Annotated in this window: 22 protein-coding genes and 1 pseudogene; 6 read left to right on the top strand and 17 right to left on the bottom strand. The window is 44.9% G+C overall.

The window, feature by feature from the left end; all coding sequences use genetic code 11:
* Window positions 1-115: 115 nt before the first annotated feature.
* The gene (locus MHI06_RS14665) at window positions 116-1,546 is read left to right on the top strand and encodes a PLP-dependent aminotransferase family protein (RefSeq protein WP_340401974.1); all 1,431 of its coding nucleotides are present in this window, start codon (window positions 116-118) and stop codon (window positions 1,544-1,546) included.
* Window positions 1,547-1,591: 45 nt separating this feature from the next.
* A complete protein-coding gene (locus MHI06_RS14660) occupies window positions 1,592-2,212 on the top strand; it encodes an SDR family oxidoreductase (RefSeq protein WP_340401973.1) in 621 nt (206 codons plus the stop codon).
* Between the two features lie 134 nt (window positions 2,213-2,346).
* Here the strand turns inward: MHI06_RS14660 and MHI06_RS14655 are convergent.
* The 10 genes and pseudogenes from MHI06_RS14655 to MHI06_RS14610 all read right to left on the bottom strand — a co-directional run.
* Window positions 2,347-2,674: pseudogene (locus MHI06_RS14655) on the bottom strand (serine hydroxymethyltransferase); the annotation flags it as partial.
* 59 nt (window positions 2,675-2,733) lie between these two features.
* A complete protein-coding gene (locus MHI06_RS14650) occupies window positions 2,734-3,939 on the bottom strand; it encodes a benzoate/H(+) symporter BenE family transporter (RefSeq protein ID WP_340401972.1) in 1,206 nt (401 codons plus the stop codon).
* Window positions 3,940-3,958: 19 nt separating this feature from the next.
* Entirely contained in the window at window positions 3,959-4,702 is a 744-nt protein-coding gene (locus MHI06_RS14645) for a YggS family pyridoxal phosphate-dependent enzyme (protein WP_340401971.1), read from the bottom strand.
* Window positions 4,703-5,033: 331 nt separating this feature from the next.
* Window positions 5,034-5,966 carry a ribose ABC transporter substrate-binding protein RbsB gene (gene rbsB, locus MHI06_RS14640; RefSeq protein WP_076331135.1) on the bottom strand — a complete coding sequence of 311 codons (933 nt, stop codon included), beginning with the start codon at window positions 5,964-5,966 and terminating at the stop codon, window positions 5,034-5,036.
* 14 nt (window positions 5,967-5,980) lie between these two features.
* Window positions 5,981-6,952 (bottom strand): ribose ABC transporter permease, encoded by a 972-nt coding sequence (gene rbsC, locus MHI06_RS14635; RefSeq protein WP_340401970.1) that lies wholly within the window; start codon window positions 6,950-6,952, stop codon window positions 5,981-5,983.
* Window position 6,953: 1 nt separating this feature from the next.
* On the bottom strand, window positions 6,954-8,435 hold the full coding sequence (locus MHI06_RS14630; protein ID WP_340401969.1) for a sugar ABC transporter ATP-binding protein: 1,482 nt from the start codon (window positions 8,433-8,435) through the stop codon (window positions 6,954-6,956).
* 14 nt (window positions 8,436-8,449) lie between these two features.
* Entirely contained in the window at window positions 8,450-8,851 is a 402-nt protein-coding gene (gene rbsD / locus MHI06_RS14625; RefSeq protein ID WP_340401968.1) for a D-ribose pyranase, read from the bottom strand.
* Entirely contained in the window at window positions 8,851-9,729 is an 879-nt protein-coding gene (gene rbsK / locus MHI06_RS14620; protein WP_169479447.1) for a ribokinase, read from the bottom strand. The genes rbsD and rbsK overlap by 1 nt, the downstream gene beginning before the upstream one ends.
* A gap of 4 nt (window positions 9,730-9,733) precedes the next feature.
* Window positions 9,734-10,711, bottom strand: coding sequence for a LacI family DNA-binding transcriptional regulator (locus tag MHI06_RS14615; protein WP_169479448.1), 978 nt, complete (start codon window positions 10,709-10,711; stop codon window positions 9,734-9,736).
* A 249-nt stretch (window positions 10,712-10,960) separates the two neighbouring features.
* Complete coding sequence (locus tag MHI06_RS14610) at window positions 10,961-11,395, bottom strand: nuclear transport factor 2 family protein (RefSeq protein ID WP_340401967.1); 435 nt, start codon at window positions 11,393-11,395, stop codon at window positions 10,961-10,963.
* A 187-nt stretch (window positions 11,396-11,582) separates the two neighbouring features.
* Here MHI06_RS14610 and MHI06_RS14605 point away from each other — a divergent pair, with 187 nt between their 5' ends.
* Window positions 11,583-12,152, top strand: coding sequence for a TetR/AcrR family transcriptional regulator (locus tag MHI06_RS14605; protein WP_340401966.1), 570 nt, complete (start codon window positions 11,583-11,585; stop codon window positions 12,150-12,152).
* 156 nt (window positions 12,153-12,308) lie between these two features.
* Here MHI06_RS14605 and MHI06_RS14600 read toward each other — a convergent pair whose 3' ends face one another.
* Window positions 12,309-15,491, bottom strand: a complete 3,183-nt coding sequence (locus MHI06_RS14600) for a sugar-binding domain-containing protein (protein WP_340401965.1) — start codon at window positions 15,489-15,491, stop codon at window positions 12,309-12,311.
* Window positions 15,492-15,590: 99 nt separating this feature from the next.
* Between MHI06_RS14600 and MHI06_RS14595 the strand changes: the two genes are divergently transcribed.
* On the top strand, window positions 15,591-16,463 hold the full coding sequence (locus MHI06_RS14595; RefSeq protein ID WP_340401964.1) for a helix-turn-helix domain-containing protein: 873 nt from the start codon (window positions 15,591-15,593) through the stop codon (window positions 16,461-16,463).
* 96 nt (window positions 16,464-16,559) lie between these two features.
* Here the strand turns inward: MHI06_RS14595 and MHI06_RS14590 are convergent, their stop codons facing one another.
* The gene (locus MHI06_RS14590; RefSeq protein WP_340401963.1) at window positions 16,560-17,123 is read right to left on the bottom strand and encodes a TetR/AcrR family transcriptional regulator; all 564 of its coding nucleotides are present in this window, start codon (window positions 17,121-17,123) and stop codon (window positions 16,560-16,562) included.
* Window positions 17,124-17,311: 188 nt separating this feature from the next.
* Between MHI06_RS14590 and MHI06_RS14585 the strand changes: the two genes are divergently transcribed.
* On the top strand, window positions 17,312-18,172 hold the full coding sequence (locus tag MHI06_RS14585) for an SDR family oxidoreductase (RefSeq protein ID WP_340402119.1): 861 nt from the start codon (window positions 17,312-17,314) through the stop codon (window positions 18,170-18,172).
* A 168-nt stretch (window positions 18,173-18,340) separates the two neighbouring features.
* On the opposite strand, the gene MHI06_RS14580 is transcribed toward MHI06_RS14585, so the two are convergent.
* Window positions 18,341-18,754 (bottom strand): cupin domain-containing protein, encoded by a 414-nt coding sequence (locus MHI06_RS14580; RefSeq protein ID WP_169479456.1) that lies wholly within the window; start codon window positions 18,752-18,754, stop codon window positions 18,341-18,343.
* Window positions 18,755-18,933: 179 nt separating this feature from the next.
* Here MHI06_RS14580 and MHI06_RS14575 point away from each other — a divergent pair, with 179 nt between their 5' ends.
* Window positions 18,934-19,503 (top strand): TetR/AcrR family transcriptional regulator, encoded by a 570-nt coding sequence (locus tag MHI06_RS14575; protein WP_248278050.1) that lies wholly within the window; start codon window positions 18,934-18,936, stop codon window positions 19,501-19,503.
* Between the two features lie 10 nt (window positions 19,504-19,513).
* On the opposite strand, the gene MHI06_RS14570 is transcribed toward MHI06_RS14575, so the two are convergent.
* The 4 genes from MHI06_RS14570 to nikA are packed head-to-tail and all read right to left on the bottom strand — an operon-like array spanning window position 19,514 to window position 24,367.
* Window positions 19,514-21,052, bottom strand: a complete 1,539-nt coding sequence (locus MHI06_RS14570; protein ID WP_340401962.1) for an ABC transporter ATP-binding protein — start codon at window positions 21,050-21,052, stop codon at window positions 19,514-19,516.
* Window positions 21,049-21,894 (bottom strand): nickel transporter permease, encoded by an 846-nt coding sequence (nikC, locus tag MHI06_RS14565; RefSeq protein WP_340401961.1) that lies wholly within the window; start codon window positions 21,892-21,894, stop codon window positions 21,049-21,051. The genes MHI06_RS14570 and nikC overlap by 4 nt, the downstream gene beginning before the upstream one ends.
* Window positions 21,891-22,829, bottom strand: a complete 939-nt coding sequence (gene nikB, locus MHI06_RS14560) for a nickel ABC transporter permease (RefSeq protein WP_340401960.1) — start codon at window positions 22,827-22,829, stop codon at window positions 21,891-21,893. Before nikB ends, nikC begins: the two co-directional genes overlap by 4 nt.
* On the bottom strand, window positions 22,826-24,367 hold the full coding sequence (gene nikA / locus MHI06_RS14555) for a nickel ABC transporter substrate-binding protein (RefSeq protein WP_340402118.1): 1,542 nt from the start codon (window positions 24,365-24,367) through the stop codon (window positions 22,826-22,828). Before nikA ends, nikB begins: the two co-directional genes overlap by 4 nt.
* Between the last annotated feature and the right edge of the window lie 98 nt (window positions 24,368-24,465).

The following is a 24,465-nucleotide window of genomic DNA, read 5'->3' as shown; positions in this document are numbered from 1 at the left end:
TTGAAAATTGAACTTTTGCTATAATGATATATCAATCAATGGAGTGCCAAAAACATCCATAACTACATAAGTGACTGCAACCCATAATGTCAGCATGAGCACTGGAGTTGAATCAATGCTAAAAGTTAATCGGAATGACCATCGCCCTATCTGGCAGCAACTTCTGGATCAAGCGATTCATAATATTACAACGGGGAAATGGCAACCCGGCGAATTGCTACTCCCCTCACGCGAACTTGCTCAATTAATTGGTGTTTCACGGTCAACCATACAGATTGTGTACGAGGAATTATTCAGCCGAGGGTATACGGTCACCTCCCGACGAGCCGGGACAAGAGTTAGTGATTGGACATATGCACCTCGTTCATCAGAAGACGTCACGATGCAAGGGCCTATTCCGCCCGAACTGCCTACACTAAACGAATCGATTGGTCATCTGCATAGTTGGTTTGGCAATAGAGACAATCGCAAAATAGAAATTGATTTTAATCCCCACGAGCCTTATCTGGATGAAAGTTTCACAAAAGCCTGGAGGCAATCTTTTTTACAAGCTTCCACTGAACCTAATTTGGATATTTGGGCTTATGGCGATGCCAGAGGGTTACTGGCGTTAAGAGAGCAGATTCAACGTTATTTGTCACTTGAACGAGGCATTCATATCGATGTTGATCAAATCTTGTTAACCTCAGGTGCACAACACAGTATCGATTTAATTGCCCAGGCTCTATTAAGTGAGGGAGACAGAGTTTCGGTAGAGGATCCCGGCTTCCCTGCTGCTTGGATGGCGATGAAATACCGCCGGATGCAAGTCGAATCTGTTCCAGTCGATGAGTATGGATTATGTGTAGATCATATTCACCCACAGACAAAACTCGTATTTGTCACACCTTCTCATCAATGCGCCGTTGGTGTTATTATGTCGGAGCCACGCAGGCAACAATTAATGCACATGGCAGCTCATCATCGATATTGGATTGTTGAGGATGACTACGATAGCGAATTTAGGTACCGTGGAGATCCACTTCCAACTATATTTAGTCAGCAACCTCAGAATACGCTTTATATGATGAGTTTTTCCAAAATGGTTGCACCTGGCATTCGACTATCCGCTATCATCGGCCCCAAAATAGCCATTGATCGCCTTACCCAAGTTCATGAATTAACCTATCGTCATCTGCCGATTATGGAACAATTAACGCTAACTCATTTTATTGAGCGTGGTCATTTTATGCGCCATATGAGAAGAGTTCGGAACATATATCGACGCAGACACGAAGTCATGACCAAAGCCATTGTTGCTTCTGGGCTAAGCTCACGTTTTACTTTAAGTGGTGTGGAAACGGGATTGCATATGTTGCTTGAATCTGAAACCTCATTTGACGAAGAAGCGATGACAAATGCGGCCCTTAATCAAGGCGTGCGTGTGTATCCGCTGAGTAAATATTGTCTGGAGAGTCATCGTAAAGGATGGATATTAGGTTTTGCGAAAGTGGATGAAGATCAGATTGAGGAAGGAATACAACGACTTGCAAAGATTGTTTTATGATGGAGAACATGCTCTGCAATCGGATTCGAAAGGATGTTTTTTGTAATGAAAATTTTAGTGTTAGGAGCCACCGGACGGGTTGGAAGTCATTTCGTCTCTAATGCCCTACGTTCCAATCATCATGTAACTGCACTGGTTAGAAGCCCGGAAAAGGTACAAATCAACGATGACAATTTCGTTCTGCATCAAGGAAACGCTTTAGTCAAAGAGGATATTCATCACGCTATACAGGGTGTGGATCTCATTGTTAGTTCCTTAAGTACCGATGGAACGACTACATTAACGCAATCCATGGGACATATTGTTGAGGTTATGGCTCAGGAGCGTATCAAAAGAATCATTACCATTGGTACCGCAGGAATATTGGAAAGTCGAACGGATCCTGGCTTGCTTCGTTTTCAATCCCCTGAATCCAAACGTAAGTCCACGCGAGCAGCTGAAGAGCATCTGGAAATGTACAACATTCTCAAAGCTTCAGAGTTAGAATGGACCATCGTGTGTCCTACCTACTTATTTGATGGAGAATCTCTCGGTAAGTACCGGGTTGAGCGCGACTATTTGCCTGACGGTGGAACTTCTATATCTGTAATCGATACTGCGGAGTTTGCTTATCAGCAATTAATGTCTGATGAGTATGTACAGTCTCGTGTAGGTATAGCCTACTAGGGCGTCTCCTATATCTCAATTTAGTATATCTCTTCGTTCAAAAAAGTAAGTTTCAATATAAACACGCAAATTACGAGCCTGCAATTGTTATCCATTAGGAACAATTACAGGCTCTATTTGTGTCTGCTGTTGAGCTATTTAAGTCCTTCATATAGAGGAAATTGCGAAGTGATTTCACGGACACTACCTAATATTTGATTTTTCACATCCGAGTTCTTTGGATTTTTAAAAGCAAGCCCTATCAGCTGAGCAATTTCTTTCATTTCCCTGGTTCCAAGTCCTCTGGACGTCATAGCCGGAGTTCCAAAACGAATACCGCTCGTAACCAAAGGACTTGCCGTATCGTGAGGGATTGCATTTTATTCGCTTATGATTATCTGTTCCTCCCGATACAAGGGTGAGTCCTTCATTCATTAAAGTTTCTGCCAATGCGTTGGCGTTACTCAGAACACCTTCAATGAAAAATTAACGAGACTTCCGTGTGTTAGATAATCACCTTGGGCTTCCTCTCTATATTACGGTTATCTATTCGATCCAAATTGTATTTTTGGAAATTTACTATTCATCAGTAGATGTGCCATCATTCCTGCAAACAGTCCCCAAAATGCACCACCCACACCAAGCAAAGTCACATTCGCTGCTGTCGCCAAAAACGTAATCAATGCAGTTTCACGTCCCTTAGGGTCCGTTAATGCATTGGCAAGACTGCCACCGATCGTTCCAAGTAAGGCTAATCCCGCTAATGTTGCAATAAAGGTAGCAGGAAGAATCAAAAACAGAGCAGCCAAAGTTACGCCAAAAATGCCGACAAAAATATAAAAAACACCACAAGCAATACCTGCAATATAACGTTTGGTTGAATCCTCATGTGCATCCTTTCCTGTACAAATCGCTGCTGTAATAGCTGCCACATTAAAAGCATGTGATCCGAATGGGGCTGCAAGAAGCGAACCCAAACCTGTTACAGCTAAAATAGGATTGGCACTTGTCTTGAATCCATCATTACGCAGAACAAGCATTCCGGGCATATACTGCCCTGTCAAGGTAATAATGAACAGCGGTAGCGCAACGCCAAGTAAAGCATTTAACGAAAATGCTGGAACAACAAATACAGGCGATGCTACAGTCAATTGGATTGTACTGAAGTCTGTTTTCCCCATGCATATCAAATAAATCAAACCGATTGCCAATATGCCAACAATGGCGTAACGGGAAGTAAACCTTCTTAGCACGATATAGCCTGCAAACAGTACAATCACAAGCAAAGGATCTACCTTCGCCCCTCCAAAGGCCGAAATACCAAACTGTAGTAAAATACCGGCTAACAATCCGGAAGCGATGCCTGGGGGAATAAGTCGAACGAAACGTTCAAACATGCCTGACAAACCTAAAATAATAAATCCGACTGCTGAAATCATGTAAGCGCCAATAGCTTCTGGATAAGGGGTTACCGCTAATGCTGAAACGAGAAACGCCACACCCGGTGTAGACCAGGCTGTAATAATCGGTTCCTTATATCGATAACTGAGCCAAATTCCCGTTACGCCTACCCCAATCGAGATGGACCAAATCCAGGAAGCGGTCATTTCCGGGCTTAAACCAGCCACTTTTGCAGCTTGAAACACAAGAATAAATGTACCCCCGTAATTAACAATTACGGATATTAAAGCGGCGATCACCGGTGATATCAGATCGTGACCACGTAACGAAGGGGATGCTGTCTTCATATTTAACACTACCTCTCACTCAATCATCGATGCGTGTGTTTTCATTCCAGTAATACTCGTCCGGTAAATACCGTGGACCAAATACACTTGTTCCTACACGGATTATTGTAGCGCCCTCTTCAATAGCAACTTGGAAGTCACCAGACATACCCATCGATAGAATATCCATTTCAACACGTGGGATGTTTTTCTCTTTGATCTGATTGTGAATACGGTTTAACAATCGAAAGCAATGTCGTGTTTCTTCATTTGTTGCATTCAGTTTTCCAATGGTCATTAACCCTTTCACATTCAACGTCTCGAATTGGGACAACTGTTCTACAAGCTCAACGGCTGTTTCTGGAGAGGCACCAAATTTACTTTCTTCGTAGGACGTATTAATTTGCACAAGAATGTCTAAGCTCTTGTTCTCTTTGACTAGTTGATGATGTAACGCTTGACCCAGTTTCAGACGATCTACGGAATGGATGAGAGTCACATATTTAACAACGTCCTTTACTTTATTTGTTTGCAGATGTCCGATAAAATGCCATTCCACCTGCTTGCTTTGTTCCATGAGTGGGAATTTGTCTCGGAGTTCTTGAGCTTTGTTTTCTCCAAACAGGACCTCACCTGCTTGAATAGCTATTTGTAATTTCTCAAGCGGTACCGTTTTGGTCGCGAGCAACAACTTGATGTCCTCTATGTTGCGACCTGAAGCCTGGCAGGCCAGTGCCATTTGCTGTCTTACAGCTTGAAGATTTTCTTCTACTAGATGTTTCATGTCAGCCACCTTCTTTCTATTTCGAACAGGAATGAATCAATAAGATTAGCTCCTCCTTATGTATTGTGAAGACTGAGACTATGTGGAATATCATGCTAGTGTATCAACAGTTGGATTGGTTATACATATCCAAAAACACTATTTTGGAGCAATCCAAAACTATAAAAAAGACTTTGATGGAAATTGGGTTACCATTTGTGTGCTCTAAAAGCCAATAATCTGTTTAATGTGCTGCCCGCATACTTCCAAAATGTGAAAAAGCCGCTAAAATTAGCGGCTTGGTTTAATCCTATGTTCATGTCTCAAACAGAGAAACATGTTTTATGATGATTTACTCATTCACATTTTCCTTCGTTACCAGCTTCAATTCAGCGGGAATCGAAGACTCCACCTGCTTGCCACTGAGCACATCCAGAGCTGCTTGCAGCGCCAGTTGGCCAATCAGTATAGGCTGCTGAGCGACTGTTGCCGTCAATTTCCCATCCTGAATGGATTTGATTGCATCATCATTACCATCGAATCCGATGACCGGAATGTCTTTACCCGAGCTTTGGATGGCTTCAATTGCACCAAGCGCCATCTCATCATTATGGGCAAATACCGCTTGCACGTCAGGATTACCTTGAAGCAGGTTCTCCATGACATTCAATCCTTTGGACCGATCGAAATCCGCAGATTGCTTGGAAACTACATCGAGTTGCTTGTCAGCCACTTCGTGGAAGCCTTTACCCCGTTCTCTTGTTGCAGAAGCGCCCGGCACACCCTCCAGTTCAATAACTTTTGCTCCCTCACCCAGTTGTTCCACAAAGTATTCAGCTGCCATGCGTCCGCCTTTTACGTTATCCGATGCTACTAGTGCCGCCACTTCGCCTTTATCTGCGGAGCGATCCAGCGTGATCACGGGAATGCCCACACTATTGGCCGATTGAACCGCTGTGGAGATTGCTGCAGAGTCCGCAGGGTTAATCAGAAGTGCACTAACGCCTTGCTGAATGAGATCATCCACGTCATTGGTTTGTTTGGCCGAATCATTCTGTGCATCAACCACGATGACCTGTATTCCCTGTTTTTTGGCTTCAGCCATGACCCCGTCCTTCAGTGATACAAAGAATGGATTGTTTAACGTAGATATCGACAAACCTATTTTCTTCTGTCCGTTACTTTTGTTAGGGTTAGGTTTCGCCCATTCCGGTGGCTCCAGAGAGCACCCGGCCAGAACGATGATCATCAGCATACTTACGAGTGTTAAAGTCCACTTTTTCATATTCGCTTCTCTCCTTATGCTGTTTTCTTGCGGTCCAGTAGGACGGCAATGGCAATGACGATGCCTTTTACAACCATTTGATAAAATGAGTTTACTTCAAGCAAGTTCAATCCATTATTCAACACGCCGATAATCAGAACACCGATCAGTGTACCAACGATGCGTCCGCGTCCTCCAGCAAGACTTGTACCACCCAATACAACGGCTGCGATTGCATCCAGCTCATAGGATGTACCTGCTGTTGGTTGTGCTGAGTTCAAGCGCGATGTCAGAATTGCACCTGCCAAAGCAGCGAGCATACCTGTCAGGGAATAGATCATAATTTTTACGCGATTGACTTTGATCCCCGAGATAATGGAAGCTTTTTCATTACCACCAATAGCGTACGTTTTGCGGCCAAAAGCAGTTTTATGCAAAACAATCCACAGAATCATGAAGGTAATCAGCATCGTAATTGCAGGTACCGGAATGCCCAGCAGGTAACCGCGGCCAAACAGTTGGAACAACAAGTTATCCCCGAGTCCTGTAATTGGATTACCATTCGTGTACACCAACGTCAATCCTCTGAATATCGTCATGGTTGCCAATGTAGCGATAAATGGAGCCATTCTGCCTTTGGTAATCATCAGTCCATTCACCATACCCATGACACCACCAAGCGCTACACCGATAATGATCGACAAGATCGGATCCAAGCCAGACAACATCATATTCGCAACAAAAGCACTGGATAAAGCCAGAATCGAGCCGACCGACAGATCGATTCCGCCCGTCAGAATAACAAATGTCATACCGAAAGCAATCAGCGCATTAATCGAGACTTGACGCAATAAATTCAAAATATTAAGCGGTTCCAAGAAACTTGGATTCATCACCGATACGATGAGAATAAGAATGATTAAGCCGAGCAGCGGCCCCAATTTTTGTATAACATTTGAGAAACGGAAGCCGCTTTTGGCCGTTTTGTTTTCCTGCATTGTTGTCATATCACTGTCCCCCTGTGGCCAATGTCATAATGTGTTCTTGCGTTGCTACTTCCCTTGCAACCTCACCACTGATGTGTCCCTCATGCACAACCGCGATCCGGTCACTCATACCAAGCACTTCAGGCAGCTCTGACGATACCATGATGATTGCAACGCCGCGGTCTGTCAGTTCATTCATCAATTCATAGATTTCGCGCTTCGCTCCGACATCCACTCCGCGTGTGGGTTCATCCAGGATAAGTACGCTTGGTCCGATCCCAACCCATTTCGCGATAACCACCTTCTGCTGGTTACCCCCGGATAGATTCCTTGCCGCCGTCTCGGAGGACTGCGTTTTGATCTGTAGACGTTTGATCAATGTATCTACGAAGTCTTGTTCTTTCGAAGTTGAGATAAAACCTTTGCTTGAGAAACTGAACAGATTTGGCAACGCCATATTCTCGCGAATAGAGAAGTCTAATACCAGCCCCTCATCCTTGCGGTCTTCTGTAATGAACCCAATTCCATGTTTCACAGCATCGGCCGGTTTACGAATGTTCGCTTTTTTGCCGCGGATGAAGATTTCACCACTATCCAACGTATCCAAACCAAAGATGGTTCTCATGATCTCTGTCCGTCCAGAACCCATGAGTCCTGAGAAACCGAGGATTTCCCCCGCTCTCACAGTGAAGTTGATATTCTCGAACAAGCCTTTGCTGCTTGCATTCCTTACTTCCAAAACGACTTCACCATACGAAGGTTTCCGGGCAGGATAACGCTCCGTAAGTTCCCGACCTACCATTTTCCGAACCACTTCATCAAAGCTTGTCTGTGGAATAGCCTGCGTATCTACTGTTCTTCCGTCACGCATAATTGTAATCCGGTCACAGATCGTGAATATCTCCTCCATTCGGTGAGAAATATACACGATGGATACGCCATCCTTCTTCAGCGAGCTGATTACACCGAAGAGCTTCTGTATCTCACGCTCCGTAAGTGCTGCTGTTGGCTCGTCCATAATGATGACCTTGGCATCTGTCATTAGTGCTTTGGCGATCTCGATCATCTGTTGTTGTCCGACGGAGCACTCTCCCGCAGGACGTTCCAGCGGTATGTCTACGGAAAGCTTGGCGAACTGTTCTTTGGCAAGCGCTTTCATTTGTCTTGTATTGAGCAATCCGAACGATGATGTCAGTTCCTTACCGATGAAGAGATTATCCAGCACCGTCATTTCAGGCCATACATTCAGCTCCTGATGTATGAATGTGATACCCAGTTTCTCGGCTTCCTTCGGACTTGCAAAATAGTTTTCTTCTCCGTCTATGCTGATGGTTCCCTGATCACGCTGATGAAGACCAATCAGAATGTTCATCAGTGTAGATTTGCCGGCTCCATTCTCCCCCATCAGGGCATGAACTTCACCATCTTTTAGTTCAAAATCCACTCCGCTCAGCACCTGATTGGTGCCGAACGCTTTATGAATGTCTTGCATCTGAATGTGCATTACGCAACCTCCTTTTAACCGAAATGGACTCCCGATTGTAAAATGCAATTGGCATAAGGTGTGGCTTCACCTGTGCGGATGACCGCCTTCACCTGCCGGGTTAACGCTTTGAATTGTTCGTGGCTGACGGAAGCATCGATTGCTTCTACCCCGAATTTCTCCGTGATGAATTGCATGGCTACGGGATTACCTTCTTGAATCTCTTCGGCCACAATGACTTTCTCAATGACCATATCTTCTGCGATCACTTCCACTACTTCCCGAAAACTCGGTGTTCCCAGTTTGAGGGCCAGATCGATTTTGAGCACCCCTTCTGGTACGGGTAGACCCGCATCTGCAATCGCAATCATGTCTGTGTGACCCAGATCAGACAGAATCTTGGAAATGTGACTATTCAGTATGCCATTTCTTTTCATTACAAGCTCTCCTCTACTTCATCACGCGTCGGCATACCGCCCTGCGCTCCGAACTTGGTGACGGACAACGATGCAGCCCGATTGGCGAAGCGTATGCTCTCTTGCAACGGTTTGCCTTCAGCCAAAGCAACTGCAAATGCGGCGTTGAACGTATCCCCTGCCCCAGTAGTATCGACAGCCTCCACTTTATAAGTTGGGACTAGAATTTCTTCTGTACCATCGAAGTAACGTACACCTTTACTGCCCTCCGTAATAAATAACTTGTTCGGATATTGACGCAATGCCTGTGCCGGACTCATGCCCTGAAACAAAATTTCGGCTTCATGCTCGTTCGGCGTGATATATGCGGCGTTGTCGATCACTTCTTGCGGCAACGTTCTCGCCGGAGCCGGATTAAGCAGTAGAGGTGTTCCGAATTCTGCACACAATGTACTCACATGCACAACCGTTTCCTCCGGAATTTCCTGCTGAATTAATACGATATCTGCCCCGCGGATTACTTCAGCCGCTTCATCGACATATGCAGGAGTGACTTCGCGATTTGCCGCTTCAACCACTACGATACTATTATCACCTTCAGCCAGAATGATATGAGCCGTTCCGCTTTCTAAATGTGTAACCGGTTTCACATTTTGCGTATTTACAGCATTTGCTCTAAAGTTCTCTACAATATCTTTGCCAAAAGCATCGTCGCCTACCCGCCCGATCATCGCAACCTCGGCACCCAGTCGTGCAGCGGCAACAGCCTGATTGGCTCCTTTGCCACCAGGAACTGTTTTGAAGCTATCGCCAAGAACGGTTTCACCCGCTCCCGGCCGTCTTGCAGAAGTAACAACCAGATCCATCGAACTGCTTCCAATTACGCATATTTTAGCCATCTGATCACACCTTTCTCGTTGTGCCCCGTTCGATGAAGCTGACGGGCAACTGTATGTTCTTGTTCTCTACTGCAGCTTGTTCCACAAGCTGGATAAGTAATCCCGCCGCTTCTCTTCCCATTTCGTATGCTGGCTGACGAATGGTGGATAATGCTGGCGATAACAGGCTGCTCATCGGAATATCATCGAAACCAATCACTTGTACATCATCAGGAACCTTCCTTCCGATTCGTGATGCCTCATGTAGTACCGCCATGGCTGCGATGTCATTGCTGGCAATAACTCCGTCTGTGTCAGCATATTTCCTGAATAACTCTTCAGCCCATACCCCTGCCTCGTTAAACGAAAATGAGGTCGTCTGAATGACGTGATAGTCTAGCCCTGCATCACGGATGATTTCAATCGCTCCTTCGAAGCGATCCTGCGCAGGTCTGATCTGTGACGGTCCTTGCATAACCGTGATCCGGCGACTGCCGCGGTTAATGATCTCCCTTGCAGCTAGTCTTCCACCTTCCCTGCCATCCGCATACACGGATGGACGATCAAGTGAAGTTCTGTCCAGAAACACAACAGGAATCTTCAGTTTTTCATATATTGAAGAATGAGGGTAGTTCGTTGAAGAGATCACACCGACCACGTTGTTCTGGATAAACGTCTGGATGTAATCCTGCTCCTTCCGTTCATCCTCATCACTATTTCCGAATATCAGTCTGTAATCCTGCTCTTGCATCCGGTCCTCTACACCGCGAGCCAACTGCGGGAAGTAAGGGTTGGTAATATCCGGCAACAACAGGCCAATCAGTTTGGACTTGCGCTTATATAATGAGCGGGCCACTTCATTTGGTGAAAAGTTAAGCGCCTTCACAGCTTCTTCCACTTTCTTGCGTGTGTCCGCATGAACATAACCTCTATCATTAATGACCCTGGATACGGTGGCTACAGATACGCCAGCCAGTTGAGCTACGTCTTTAATTGTTGTCATAAGTTGCTCTCCTCTATGTGTAACCGGTTACAGACATTAAATTATCATATTCTTTTCCGTTTGACAAGCGTTTTCATTCTGGAAATTTCTCCAAGTCCATTGGAGAACACACTGCAATACATGCAAATCCAAGCCACACCGCCTGTTCGAGGACCGAAATAGCAGGTTCTAAAAAATAAAGAAATGACAAGAGCATCAGATAACGCCCTCGTCATTTCTTTAACCATTATTTTGCTTAAATTATTGTGCTTACAGTGCTCTTACTTCGATGATGATATATTGTGAAGTACGTTCCTGTATCAACCACTTTGCCCCCTGGCGGACATAAACATCATGATATTGAACACTATAATCCGTGAGAACTTCTTTGCCTTCTTCGTCCCTAACCATTTTGATCTGAGAAAATACAACGCCTGTTGCAGTATCACCTTCCACGTTCACTACATGCTGTGCGTTCGTGGTGAAATAGCGTTTTACCAGCGCCACATGACCATTAAACTCTTCTTCCAGCTGCTTGGTTCCGGTTACTTCAGACATCAGTTGATCACCAAAGTATACTTTGAATCGTGTATCCGGTGTAAATAAGAGCATCTGATCTGCAATTCTTTTGGCATCAGTTAACGTAGCATACGAGTCCACCAAATCTCTCAATTCGGATTTTGCTTGTAAAATTTCCAGTGACATATAATTGTCCTCCTTGATGTATCGTCTGAGCCATAACATTTTGTAATCCAACATTTGTTGAATAAGTATGACTTATTGATTATTATAAGGAGTACAAAAATAACTACAATCGTTAATCTGGCGCTTTTTGTTGGATATCCAACGTTCAATCACAAAGTGTTAGATATCTCGGGGTGGAGGTTACCAAGTGCACATTAAAATCGATCGAAGAGTAGTCAAAACGAAGCAAGCGATCTTGCAGTCCTTTCTTTCTCTCATTGCTGAGAAAAATTTTGAGGACATTACAATCAACGAGATTGCTGATCGAGCTAACATCAATCGGGGAACGGTATACTTTCATTACAGTGATAAGTATGATCTGTTGAACAAGTGCATTGAAGAAAACTTAAACAAAATGATACTCGCAACAACGACCACGAATGCAAATGGCGAAACGATTGATCTCATTCAATCCTCTTTTCTACCTGTAATTCGATATTTCGAAGAGCACCATCGTTTTTACGCTTCAATGCTCTCTAACAAAGGAATACCTGCGTTTCGTGAACAGATGTTGGAACTCGTGACAACACATATCCGGATGAATATTAATATGGATGGTGACAATAGCGGCTATAATAAAGAATTTATTACTCAGTTTATGGCGTCTGCCTTTGTCGGTATCATTGAATGGTGGATTATGAATGATATGCCTCAATCCTCGGAAGAGGTAGCTGAACAATTATGGGGACTTCTCAAAAGAAATCAAGTTATTAACTAGGTCGTGACTGAAAACTTCGAAGGAAACAGTTTTTGAGATGCGCCCTAGAATAATTAGCTTTATGTTAGTCAAAAAATTCGTATCTCTTACTGTTTCATGAAAAAATAACGTCACTTGAGAGTAACGTTATTTTTCCTTCAATCCATTTTGCTTGGATCAGCTACCGTACACTTCAAATGCACGATGTCCTGCCCTAACTCCCTGCGGTAACCCATTGTATACAATTCTTATATACCTGCCCTTTGCTTCAAAATGATCCATCCGTATCTGTTCATGTGACGTCTGCCCCGTCTGGTTAACGACCACACGCCATTCGATTGCATCGCTTGAAACCTGAATCACATATAGGAAGTTACCTTGCTGGTGAAATCTTACTTTGCTTCCTGTGATGGAACGTTCCTGTAACAAATCTACCTGCCACCAGTGGCCTGGATGATCGTCTTGTGCCTGCCAGTACGTCTCATCGACACCATCGTTTCCATACGTGGCATCATTGCCCTCGTTCATGCTATCGCTTGATGCGAACTTCCCTCTGGCAAGCTCATGCTCCGAAGTGCATCGATCAGCAGTTCCTGTCATGGCAGGCTGCTCATTCTTCTCAAGCAATTGGCGAAGCTCATTCAACTCCATCGATACTTTGGGGGCAAAAGAATCTGAGGACATATAGTCGATTAAGCTTCTACGGAGCTGCGCTGCGACAGGTCGACTGTTCATATCATTCTCGATATCAATTCCACAGATGATCAGTTTTCCTTTTCCAACGGTATATTCCGCAAGATTCATCAGTTTTCGGTTATGAATAAAGTTGGGTATGACCTGAACAATCGGGTTAAATGCAATATCATCGTTCACCACAATAGATACGGATCGCTCCAGCAAGTCCTTCCATGGATATTCTGCGTACTCTTTGGTTGGGAAGTCTCTCAAGGCCCGATGCTCAGAATCAACCATAATGCCACACGGAGCTTCAGTTGCAAAATGTGCCGGACTCCAGAATACCGGATAGAACTTCCCTGGGGTCGTATTTCTTAAGTCACTATCCTTCGCCAGAAATAAAACGGTTCCTCCCTCTTCAAGCGTCTGCTCCATTCCTTCGTCCAGACTATGTTTTACCATTATGCCCTGAGGGACTTCCTGATCCTTCCCGCTGCATTCGTATACCCAGAACGGCCATTCATTTCGTATTTCGCTACCCTCCAGTTTCAAAGATATCGTCAGTCTGTCGCTTTTCTGTATTCGATGTGGCGCGTCTGAAACCAAGCGACCTAACGGTTGACCTGATCCAAGAGGAATCGTATCTGTAAGCAGAGAACCTGAATCGAGCGTGCGGCCCTGCCCATCTGCAATTGTCCACTGGATGGAGGATGGCGGAAGTTCTTTTACTCCAAAATGGGCAATGTTGATCTCAGCCACGTACAGCTCTGTATTCGTATAGATCCGTTTCGGCATGCGAAGCAACAGTACCGTTGGCCCGCAAAACTCTCGGAATTGTTGAGGTTCGATCAAACCCTTGGATTCCCAAAATGCATTAAGGAGACCCACGGTTGCGGTGCTCTGACCAGGGAAATCATGCAAATCCAGCAACTGAAATCCTCCAAGACTCGGCGTGCGCAGGGCAGCTTCGATCTCATCGCGATATAATTGTAGCGCCAACATGCCTGAACCGTGGACGAATGAACGAAGGTCACCAAGTAAACCTCTTTTCTTCATATCTGAATGGATGACCTCCAGATTAACGGGACGTAACGCTCCGCTATACTTCTCCATCTCTTGTACATCCGGGTAGACAGCATACTGCCCCACTTCATGTGAAATAACAGGTACTGGTCGATTGGCTACGGCGTCTCGGAAGTCTAGCTGAGTGGACAACGCTAATTCTTCCGGGAAATATTGTCCGCGAACACCAATACCATCAACCGATTGGGCAATAAACAGATCATCTGCTGGATCAAGCTCCCGATCCCAATTGGTGGTGATCGTGTATAAACGCCTGTCATCGAACGATTTCAAGTCGTCTACCATCCGGTGCAACAGGTTGAAGTCACCATTCAATTCATTGCCGTTACTGTAGATACAAAAAGAAGGATGATTCCCGTAGACATGAGCAATTCGGCGAGCCTCCTGAGGCAAGTACGTGTAGTGCTCTGAATGCGTCCCTACTGCCATATTCCACGTATCCATCCACATGGGGGACTCGACTTGCAGGTAAACCCCCAATAGATCAGCAGCTTCGAATGCAGCTTCAGGTGGACACCAGGAGTGAAAACGGATATGGTTCAATCCATAGTTCTTAGCTGCCCGAAACAACTTGAGCCAAGATTCAATGTCCATCGGCGGATGACCTGTATGCGGAAAGATGCAACACTCTAAGGTTCCTCGCAAAAAGACAGGCCTCCCATTCATCTGCAATTCTCTGTCCTTGCGTTGAAAGTATCGCAACCCAAATGTCCTATTTTCCGAGATACGAATCGGTTCGCGTGCATCCAATACTACTTGTGCTTCTATCCTCAACTCATAGATATTGGGGTTGAATTCGTCCCATAACAAGGGATTTTCACCCATATCTACTTTCCATTCAAAGTTCTCGGAGGATGAGGCGGAGACATGGATACTTTTTTCTATCTCAGGAACCGCATGCGGTGCTACGCCCTGTTTGATATGTGCGGATATTTGCAAATTGGCATGAGCTTCAGTATCGGTTTTATTATGACATGTACCCTTCACTACAACGGAGCGCAGATCCGGCTCAGGGAAGACCTGTATATTATTGACCCAGAACGGCTCTGAAATATGTAGCTCCATCCGGCCTATAATCCCATTCCAGATCGTCTGCGTCTCTTCTGTATAAGCGCTCGAATGATTGCCCAGATTCTGAACATCCCGATTATCAATCCGAAGGGTGAGCCGGTTAACCTTTCCAGGTTGAATGAATGTACTCACGTCATATTCATGAGCAACGGATAAACGATCTTGCTGTCCGGCAAGTTGACCGTTCACCCATAAGGTAGATTGAAACATAATCCGCTCAAGATATATGACAAACCGCTTTTCAACCCATTCAGCAGGGACATCGATTTCGTATCCGTACCATGCTGATCCAATATAAGAATGACGCTGCCGCAGAGAACGGACCGACTCTCGATCCATCTCATCGCCCCATTCCGTTACGTCTCCAATGCCGTTGACTGTCAGCGTACCAGGGAGTGTTACCAGACTCTTCGATTGGGAAACGAGCGACTCGTACCATTGTTCGGTTGCACCGATATCCTGGGGATCAAGTACGCATTTCCACTTCCCCGCAAGTTGAAGTATTCTCTTGTCATGTTGTTGATATGACATAAGGTTCACCTCTTACCTTCACTAAAATAGAACGCTTTCATTTTGAGTTATTCTCGTATATTATTTTAGAATATGTAGTGAAGCGAAAGGAATGAGGATATGGCTAACAAACCAGACGATCCTGCTATGTTTGCAGCAAGACAACAATACACACATCCTCCGGGGATTCTGGTGTCCGACCACTATATTCAGCCCTACGGTTACTCCTGTTATCGTGCACAGGGAACCAAGGATTGGCTAATCATATATACTTTATCGGGGAAAGGACGTATTCATAATGGAGCTAGTGGATACCTGAGCTGTACAGCTGGAATGTTGACCCTTGTCTCTCCTGGAACCGCGCAAGACTATTTCACCGAGCAAGGACATGTATGGGATAAAATGTGGGCTCACTTCATTCCACGTCTACCTTGGATGGATTGGATACCCTCCAGCAATACAGATGGTCCGATCTTTCAACTCCATATCGATAAGGAAAGCTCCCGGAGAGCCATTGAATCTGCTTTTAGCAGAGTGATCTCCTACAGATTATACGAGGATTCCATGTTGAGGGATGAACTGACATTGAATGCACTGGAAGAGGTCATCTTGTTGGTCGCCAGTCAGAATCAATCGAAGAAGGAATTGGATTCACGCGTTCAGGAAGTACTGAACATTATTTCTCGGGATTACATGGATCAGATTCTTATCGAAGATTTGGGCAAGAGGGTGTGCTTATCCCCTTCCCGTCTGTCTCATTTGTTCAAGGAACAAGTGGGAGATTCCATAATGGAAACATTAATGAAACATCGCTTGAAACAAGCCGAACCATTGCTTCAATATACCCTGCGGCCGATTACCGAGATTGCTCTGGCAGTTGGATTCCATTCACCTGACTATTTCTCCCGGCAATTCTCAAGCCACTTTGGAATTTCCCCATCGAACTATCGGAAGAAATGTAGGGAAGCTTTGCGTATAGAATCTGTTCAATAAAGTACGAATACAGATAAAAAACAGGCTGTTGAGGACATCTCAACAGCCTGTTAACTTGTATTCTCAGTACCTATATCGTTCTTCAGCTGGGAGAATTCAAGCATATTGTTCTACATTCAAAAGCGTATTAAACGTATCTTTCATTAGATCTTCCGATGGCAGATCACCATTCTTCACAAACTTCATTGACATGCCATATAAGCTCCAACTAAGCATAATACTATGCAATTCTAACTTTTCCGTTGGCCATGTTGAATACTGTTGCTTCAGCAATTTTTTAAATGCCCTGCCCATCGCTTCCTTTACAACAGTTTCAATCTTAGGTGTAAATGCCTCGTAACTTCGTGAACACTGATTAGCCAGCCCACTTTGAAAAGTGATTAAACTAATGAATATATCATGTAAGACCTTTGGTGTTAAAGCTTCATGCGAAGTCACATCTTTTAAAACTTCCCGCAATATATCTTCACTTAACACGGTTTCCATCAGATCATATTTATCAAAGAAATGGTAGTAAAATGTCGCTCGATTAATGGTCGCTTTTTGCGTGATATCCTTGATCGTAATATCCTTGAAATCCTTCTCTATAACCAATGCCATAAATGCATCCATAATCAGTTTTCGTGTTCTGATGAACCGTGGGTCTAACGTTTTTTCCACGTAATCCCCTCCTATTTTTTCAACAGTTGTGATGAAATGTCGTATATACGATCATTCGCAGTTATTGATGATTGTTCAATGCTAACAAGCCGTATAGACTTTGATTATACAACAAGTGTTGTATACCAGAAAGTCGAAAATATCGACAGTAAATCAAGGGTAATCAAGTCCACATTGGAGGAAAAATGATGAAAATTTTAGTAACGGGTGCATCCGGGCATTTGGGATCAAAGATTGTAGAATATTTAGCGGAGAACATTCCGACTTCAGATATTATTGCAGGTGTACGTGACATTCAATCGGAGAAAGCACAACGTTTTGCAGCCCAAGGCATTGAGGTTCGGGAAACGGACTTCGAAAAGAAAGATACGTTAGTCCAAGCATTCCAAGGCATAGATCGTGTATTTATCGTTTCAACATTCGGTGATATTGAATCTTCCATTCGTCAACAGACCCATGCTGTTGAGGCAGCAAAAGAAACTGGTGTTGCACAAATCGTATATTCGAGTGCCCCACGTGCGGATGTGAGTGATTTCTTCTTGGCGGGAATTCACCGTGTACGTGAAGAGATCATTAAAGAATCGGGTATTCCGTACGTATTTGTCCGTAATAACTGGTATGTTGAGAATGAATTAGCGACAATTCAACAATGCTTAGAAGGTGCTCCTTGGGTTACCACTGCGGGTGAAGGAAAAGTTGGTTGGGTATACCGCCTTGATCTGGCTGAAGTTACAGCAAACATACTCACGGGAGAAAATCACGATAATAAAGTTTATGAATTGTCCGGTGAAAACTTAACACAGCAGCAATTCGTGGATACGATTAACGAAGTTACGGGTAAACGTATTGCTCTACTAGCTGTGGATGATGCTTCTTATGGTGATATGTTAAAAGATGCGAATTTACCCGATGACGTTGCCGCATTACTGGTAATGGTTCAAAAGGGAATTCGCGAGGGAGGACTGGAGAACGCTCATTCCGATTTGGAGATGCTCCTAGGTCGCAAACCAACTTCCGTCAAAGAAGCGTTGCACCAATTATTGAGTTAATACTTGGGATTCTATCTATAGTATTACTCATCATTCTTTTATAAGTGTAAGCAGAAAAAGCCCTACCGACTTCGGTAAGGCTTTTCTTAATCTCATTATCATTACAGAAGGCTTACCAGATGACATTCAGTCACCTTTTGCCATATTACTAATCACATTATTCAATGATTACTTTGTAGCATTTCCGTACACTTCATCTGTCACAGGTTCCAACCACTCCGGTGTACCTGCAGTGATCGCAATGTGTTCAAACCAACTATCTTTAGCGGCCCCATGCCAGTGTTTCACACCATCATGTGTCACAATAACATCGCCGGCTTTTAGGAATTGAGCGGGTTTTCCTTCTTCCTGATACCAACCTTCCCCACCCGTCACTAACAACAACTGAAATCCACCACGATGGATATGCCAGTTATTTCTGCATCCCGGTTCAAACGTTACATTCCCAACACCCACATTCACTTTGGGATCAGCAACCAAGGATTGGAGATAACTTTGTCCTATAAAATATTGTGCATATGCTTCGTTTTTTTCTCCTACTGGGAAGATAACTCCATCTTTAACTTCTTCATGTTTAGCCATTTCGAGTACCTCCAATGAATTAATATATCGAATTGTGTTCACCATTGTTGTTCAAAACACATACGTGCGATATCGCGCATTTGTGTATAATATAAAATAATTGGACTGCCTCTGCAAGGATCAATTGAACCCGATCTGTGCCTTATGGCGCAATAGGACAACATTTGTGCAATTACTTTATGGAAAGAATGGTGATTACTATCGTTTCTATCACAGATCGAAGAATACTTAAGTCTCAGGAAGCGATCAAATCCGCTTTTATCAAACTCATGAACGAAAAACCTTTCGATACCATTACGATGCAGGATATCTCTGATCATGCGAATGTCGGCCGCAGAACGATATACCATCATTATTCTGACAAATTCGACTTGCTGGATAAATTAATCGAAGAACATATCGATGAACTAAGAAGATTGTGCAAGGAAGCATCCGATCTTGATTTTATAGAAAGCAATGTGCTGTGGTTCGATTATTTTGAAATTCACTTTTCATTTTTCTCGGCTATGTTACGGAGTAAAGGAGCCCCTTTTTTCCGCAGTCGCTTCCTCGCTCTCGTCATCGAAGAACTGGAAGATGAGGTGAATATAACGGAGGGGAAAAATAAAGGACTAACGAAAGAAGTTATTCTTATGTTCTTTGGTACAGCGATCGTTGGTATAGTGGAATCCTATTTCACGAATGGCTTACCCCGGCAACCGCATATTGTGGCAGAACAAGTTGGGATTTTATTAGAAAGGAATCTATAACCGAGGCCCCTCATGAAATCATTCCATCTTTTATTCTTACCACCCGATCTGCCAGGTATTCCACTGCACTGTAATTGTGAGAGATAAATAATGAGCTGTATCCGAGTTTTTGTTGAAGCTCTTTCAGTAGTTGCAGTACTTGTGCTTGTACGATCATGTCCAAGCTGGCAGTCGGTTCATCCAATATCAGAAATCGCGGTTCCGTGCTGATCGAACGAGCAATGCACACGCGTTGCTTCTGCCCACCACTGAGCTGGTATGGATAGCGTAACAATAATTCCGGAGATAAACCCACGCGTTCCATCCACTCCTCTGCTACGTTAAACCGAGTTTTGCGGTACATTCTAGCTTGGGTGAAGCTTCGTTTCACCCTATCCAGCGGTTCCATTAATGAATCCAGGATGCGTAGTTGACTGTTCAGGCTCAAGGCAGGATGCTGAAAGACAGCCTGAACGTTGCCTTGTAGGGAAATGCCCTTTTTCTTTGGTTGCAACCGTTGATTAAGAAAATAAATATCGCCTCTATCGTAGGGTTCGATTTGCAAAATGCAACGTGCCAGCGTACTTTTACCACTTCCACTTGCACCAATCAGCGCCAGGCACTCCCCTTCTCGAATCTCCATAGAAACGTTGTTCAGAACCTGTAATCCTGAAGCGTACGTTTTATGAACTTCCTTGACCGACAACATTGAGCTTCCGATCTCTTGTATATCCTTTGCCGCATCTGAAGCTCCGAAGATTTCTTCTTGAACGTCTCTATTCACTTCAGGTTCACGGTTGCCCAGCAGACGTTCAGCCTCTATCAGCTTTTGTGTATACGGATGTGTTGGATGTTTCAGCACATCTGCTGCCTGCCCATTTTCCACGACTCGTCCATGTTGCATCACGGCGATATCATCTCCATATTGCCGTGCAATACGGAGATCATGTGTAATCAGCAAGATAGAGCAGCCACTTTGCTCCTTCAGTTTGTGCAATAGTGACAGAACGTGTTGGCCAGTGTCCGAATCGAGTGCAGTTGTAGGTTCGTCCGCAATGATCAACTCTGGTTCAAGCATCATGGCTGCTGCAATGGATACACGCTGCAATTGCCCGCCGCTCAGTTCGAACGAATAACTCTTCTGTACACGCTCGCCAGATAAACCTACCTCTTCCAGCACCTTTCTTATCATCGTTTGGCGTTGCTGTGCATTCAATTCGGTATGAGTTTTCAGTGTTTCATCCAATTGTTTGCCCAGTGGCAGGAGCGGGCTGAATGCACCTGTGTAATTTTGGAACACGTAAGCGATGCGTCGTCCTCTGATGGTTTGCATCATTTTCCGGGAAACACTCTCCAGCGACGTGCCGTTTATCTTCATCACGCCCTGCTGAATATGAATGTCCTGTGGCAACAGACCACCAATGGCCAATCCCGTTAGCGTTTTGCCACTACCACTTTCTCCGATCAAGGCTAGACAACGTGACTGACCAAGCAGGATGTTCACGTCATGAACGAGCGTTTGCTGATTGGTACCGATGTACAAATTCTGTATTAATAATCCGTCATTCATGTGTGTCCCCCTTCTCTGGATGCTCTGCCAAGCCGATCCTGTATACGGTCTCCCGTCAGGTTAGCCAATGCGACCGTAAACATAATTGCAGCTCCAGGCCAGATCATCAGATAGGGAGATTGGAGAAAATATGTTTTGCCTTCATTAAGCATGGCTCCCCATTCGGCTCCTGGCGGTTGAATGCCTAGACCCACATATGATAGCGACGCGATGATCAGTATGATTTTTCCAATATCGAGCGATGCCAGTACGATGACATGACGAATAACATGTGGCAACATATGCTTCTGTATTAACCGGAGTGGCCCTACGCCATTCATGCGAGCAATTGCTACATATTCTTTGTTTCTCTCAGCACGTACTGTATTACGCACGACCCTGGCATAGGCGATCCACTTCACAGCAGCAATGGCAATCATCAAGTTCACGATGTGAGGACCGAGCAACCCACTCAGAACAATCGCCACTAGGAAATCGGGAAATGCCAAGAAAGCGTCAGCGATCCGCATAAATATTCGGTCCATTATGCCACCAAAATAACCGGAAATCAGTCCAATGGGAATGCCAATCGCCAGTGCTGTGCACAATACGGCCACACTCGTACCCAATGTATTCCTGCCGCCTACAAGCAGACGTGTAAATAAGTCCCTGCCCAAACCATCTGTACCGAGCCAATGCGACATGGAGGGCGATTGTAGCCTCATTCCCATCTCAACGCGATAAGGATCTTGTGTAATGAACGAGGGAGCAAGCAGTGCCAGCACGATTAAGCCTGCAAAGCCGATACCTGCTGCTCCGATCCAGTAATAGATCTTGCCTAGAAGAATCGGGATACACTTCATTGTTTCTCACCTCGCAAACGCATCTCCGGATTGAGCCATGCTTGAATTCCATCTACCACGAGATTGGCTAATGTAATAAGGAGCGTCATCAAGACCATATAACCTTGTATAACGGGATAATCCCTGTGCTGGATGGCGTCCATTACAAGCTTACCCATGCCCGGATACGCAAACAGCACCTCTACAACGACAGTACCGCCAAGAAGACTGCCAATACTTACGCCAAACATGCCAAGTACAGGAGACAATGCATGCCGAAGCGCATAACGAAAGACAACTCTTCCGGACCGAATCCCTCGAGCTCTTGCCCCTTGTACAAAATCTTGTTGCAGACTCGCAAGCATACTGGAGCGAATCAGTCTGAGATACACGGCAGCCATGGTCATGCCTAATGTTATCGAAGGAAGAATCAAATGCTTCGGACTACCAATTCCCATCGAAGGTAACCATCCGGCTTTGACTGAAAACCAGTCAATGAGAAGAATCCCTAGCCAAAAGCTAGGGACAGATGTACCCAGTACCGCAATCACACGGCTCCAACGGTCGATGGCTCTCCCGGAATAGAGGGCAGATAGCATGCCCAGAGGAAGAGCAATGATCAGCATGATTACGAGTGATGCTCCGGTCAACATCATTGTGGCTGGCAGCCTTCCGAGAAGTTCACTAAGAACAGGACGGCGAGTCATGTATGATTCGCCGAGATCCAGTCGCACAAGTCCAGTGAGCCAGTTCCCGTACTGCTGCCACAGCGGCTGGTTAAGTCCCATCGCTTCTCGTTGCTTTTCAATGGCCGCATGATCCAGAGCCACGTCATCGGAGCGCATTATTTCTCTCACAGCATCTCCGGGAGCCAGCTTCATGACAACAAAACTGATGAAAGACAAGAGCAGGATGAACAGCAAAAGCTCCAGAGAGCGTTGCACGAGCTTCTTCATTTTGCTTGTATGTCTAACTGATTGGTCAACATGTAGTACTCGCTCTTACTTGTCTCCCAATTTTCCACACGATCGTTGTAAGCTACTAACGTGTTGGGATGTACCAGGTATGAATAGTATGTTTGGTCATCAATACGTTCAAGTGCTTCTTTAATGAGAGTAGTTCGTTGTTCGATGTCCACGGTTTGATCCAGTTGGTTAATGATTGATGTTAGTTCGGGATCATTCACCTTGCCGAAATTCAGCGATCCGTCCGGTTTGAAGGCCACGTTCAGGAAATAACTGGCGTCACCCCTTGGTGCGATCAACGGACTGTAGGTCCCCAGATCCCAATCGTCTTGTTCAAGTAAATAATCTTCGTAACTATTCAGCAGTTCAATGGATATGTTAATGCCCAGTTCCTTGGCTTGTGATTGTAGCGCCTGAGCGAAAATGGGAAATTCTGCACGTGAGCTGTACGTTACCAGCTTCAGGTTTAATGCTTTTCCATCCTGCATGACTTTGCCATCTGTGACGGTGTAACCGGCTTTCTTGAACCATTCCATTGCTGCCGCGGTTCCCGTCTGCTTACTCGTGTACGCAGGAACGAACGGAAATTCTGACAGGAACGGTCCATCCGCCAGCGTGGCTTGCGAACCCATAATATCGTTCATTAGCTCTTCCCTGTTAACCAAAGCATCAAAAGCCTTACGCACATATTCATTCTGGAACGGCCCATGCTGATTGTTAAAAATCAATTCATGTGTTCTCAAACTCACGACGGAATCCAAGTGGTATTGATTGTCTTGTTCCAGCGTAGAAAGACTCTCCACTGGTGGACGATAGACAACGTCAGCTCCGCCAGACATTAATGCAGATAACCTTGCGTTGCCGTCTTCATTAAAATTGAAATGAGCGCGATTCAACTTGGCAATCCCATCCCAATATTCGTCGTAACGTACGACTTCCAGCGAGCTTCCAGCGACGAACGAAGCAACACGAAACGGTCCGGTTCCTACGGGAGCTTTGCCTACATCTGTCGCGCTAACGTCGAGCACAGCTGTGTTCGGGTGAACCAGTTCAGATGGGAACTGTGGAAATGGTTGTGTAGTCGTTATTTTCAGTTCCTGACCAGTGGCTTCCATTTGGTCGATGCCGAGAACCTGTTGCACACCAGGGTTAACCTCCATGGAACGCTTCAAAGATTGCTCAACGGCCTCTGCCGTTAACGGATTTCCATTTTGAAAAGTAACACCTTCCCGAATATGAAAGACCCAGTGTTGTCCATCCGCACTCTCCCAACGGTCTGCAAGCCAAGGCTTGATGTTTAAATCCTCGTCCAGTTTCACCAGTGTCTCCGTAACTCCTGCACGCAGTGGCGTATAATCCAGGTGTGGATCGATCGTCTGGCTGGCGAAATTAAACAGGAACGTCAATTCCTTCGATTGCGAGACCGCTTCTTTTGATGATTTTGCAGCATTGCCGCCTGGATCTGCTGGCGCGGTAGAACAAGCAGATATTACAATAAGCAGGCAGCTTGCCAAAAGTGATTTAACCATTTTTCGCTTAGACAATGACTTTCCCTCCAACGTCTATCCATTTATGATCTTTATCATACTATCAGGCGTTTTGTTGTAGAGGTATGGCCCCTAAGAGC

Origin of the sequence: Paenibacillus sp. FSL H8-0079 (assembly GCF_037991315.1) — a bacterium.
In the GTDB taxonomy this organism is placed as follows: Bacteria; Bacillota; Bacilli; order Paenibacillales; family Paenibacillaceae; genus Paenibacillus.
This window is presented reverse-complemented; position numbering and strand designations above follow the sequence as displayed.

What these genes read in the sequence shown, in the direction of transcription:
- MHI06_RS14665 (WP_340401974.1), top strand. Translation starts at nt 116, where the DNA reads ATGCTAAAAGTTAATCGGAATGACCATCGCCCTATCTGGCAGCAACTT.
- MHI06_RS14660 (WP_340401973.1), top strand. Translation starts at nt 1,592, where the DNA reads ATGAAAATTTTAGTGTTAGGAGCCACCGGACGGGTTGGAAGTCATTTC.
- MHI06_RS14650 (WP_340401972.1), bottom strand. Translation starts at nt 3,939, where the DNA reads ATGAAGACAGCATCCCCTTCGTTACGTGGTCACGATCTGATATCACCG.
- MHI06_RS14645 (WP_340401971.1), bottom strand. Translation starts at nt 4,702, where the DNA reads ATGAAACATCTAGTAGAAGAAAATCTTCAAGCTGTAAGACAGCAAATG.
- rbsB (WP_076331135.1), bottom strand. Translation starts at nt 5,966, where the DNA reads ATGAAAAAGTGGACTTTAACACTCGTAAGTATGCTGATGATCATCGTT.
- rbsC (WP_340401970.1), bottom strand. Translation starts at nt 6,952, where the DNA reads ATGACAACAATGCAGGAAAACAAAACGGCCAAAAGCGGCTTCCGTTTC.
- MHI06_RS14630 (WP_340401969.1), bottom strand. Translation starts at nt 8,435, where the DNA reads ATGCACATTCAGATGCAAGACATTCATAAAGCGTTCGGCACCAATCAG.
- rbsD (WP_340401968.1), bottom strand. Translation starts at nt 8,851, where the DNA reads ATGAAAAGAAATGGCATACTGAATAGTCACATTTCCAAGATTCTGTCT.
- rbsK (WP_169479447.1), bottom strand. Translation starts at nt 9,729, where the DNA reads ATGGCTAAAATATGCGTAATTGGAAGCAGTTCGATGGATCTGGTTGTT.
- MHI06_RS14615 (WP_169479448.1), bottom strand. Translation starts at nt 10,711, where the DNA reads ATGACAACAATTAAAGACGTAGCTCAACTGGCTGGCGTATCTGTAGCC.
- MHI06_RS14610 (WP_340401967.1), bottom strand. Translation starts at nt 11,395, where the DNA reads ATGTCACTGGAAATTTTACAAGCAAAATCCGAATTGAGAGATTTGGTG.
- MHI06_RS14600 (WP_340401965.1), bottom strand. Translation starts at nt 15,491, where the DNA reads ATGTCATATCAACAACATGACAAGAGAATACTTCAACTTGCGGGGAAG.
- MHI06_RS14595 (WP_340401964.1), top strand. Translation starts at nt 15,591, where the DNA reads ATGGCTAACAAACCAGACGATCCTGCTATGTTTGCAGCAAGACAACAA.
- MHI06_RS14585 (WP_340402119.1), top strand. Translation starts at nt 17,312, where the DNA reads ATGAAAATTTTAGTAACGGGTGCATCCGGGCATTTGGGATCAAAGATT.
- MHI06_RS14580 (WP_169479456.1), bottom strand. Translation starts at nt 18,754, where the DNA reads ATGGCTAAACATGAAGAAGTTAAAGATGGAGTTATCTTCCCAGTAGGA.
- MHI06_RS14575 (WP_248278050.1), top strand. Translation starts at nt 18,934, where the DNA reads ATGGAAAGAATGGTGATTACTATCGTTTCTATCACAGATCGAAGAATA.
- MHI06_RS14570 (WP_340401962.1), bottom strand. Translation starts at nt 21,052, where the DNA reads ATGAATGACGGATTATTAATACAGAATTTGTACATCGGTACCAATCAG.
- nikC (WP_340401961.1), bottom strand. Translation starts at nt 21,894, where the DNA reads ATGAAGTGTATCCCGATTCTTCTAGGCAAGATCTATTACTGGATCGGA.
- nikB (WP_340401960.1), bottom strand. Translation starts at nt 22,829, where the DNA reads ATGAAGAAGCTCGTGCAACGCTCTCTGGAGCTTTTGCTGTTCATCCTG.
- nikA (WP_340402118.1), bottom strand. Translation starts at nt 24,367, where the DNA reads ATGGTTAAATCACTTTTGGCAAGCTGCCTGCTTATTGTAATATCTGCT.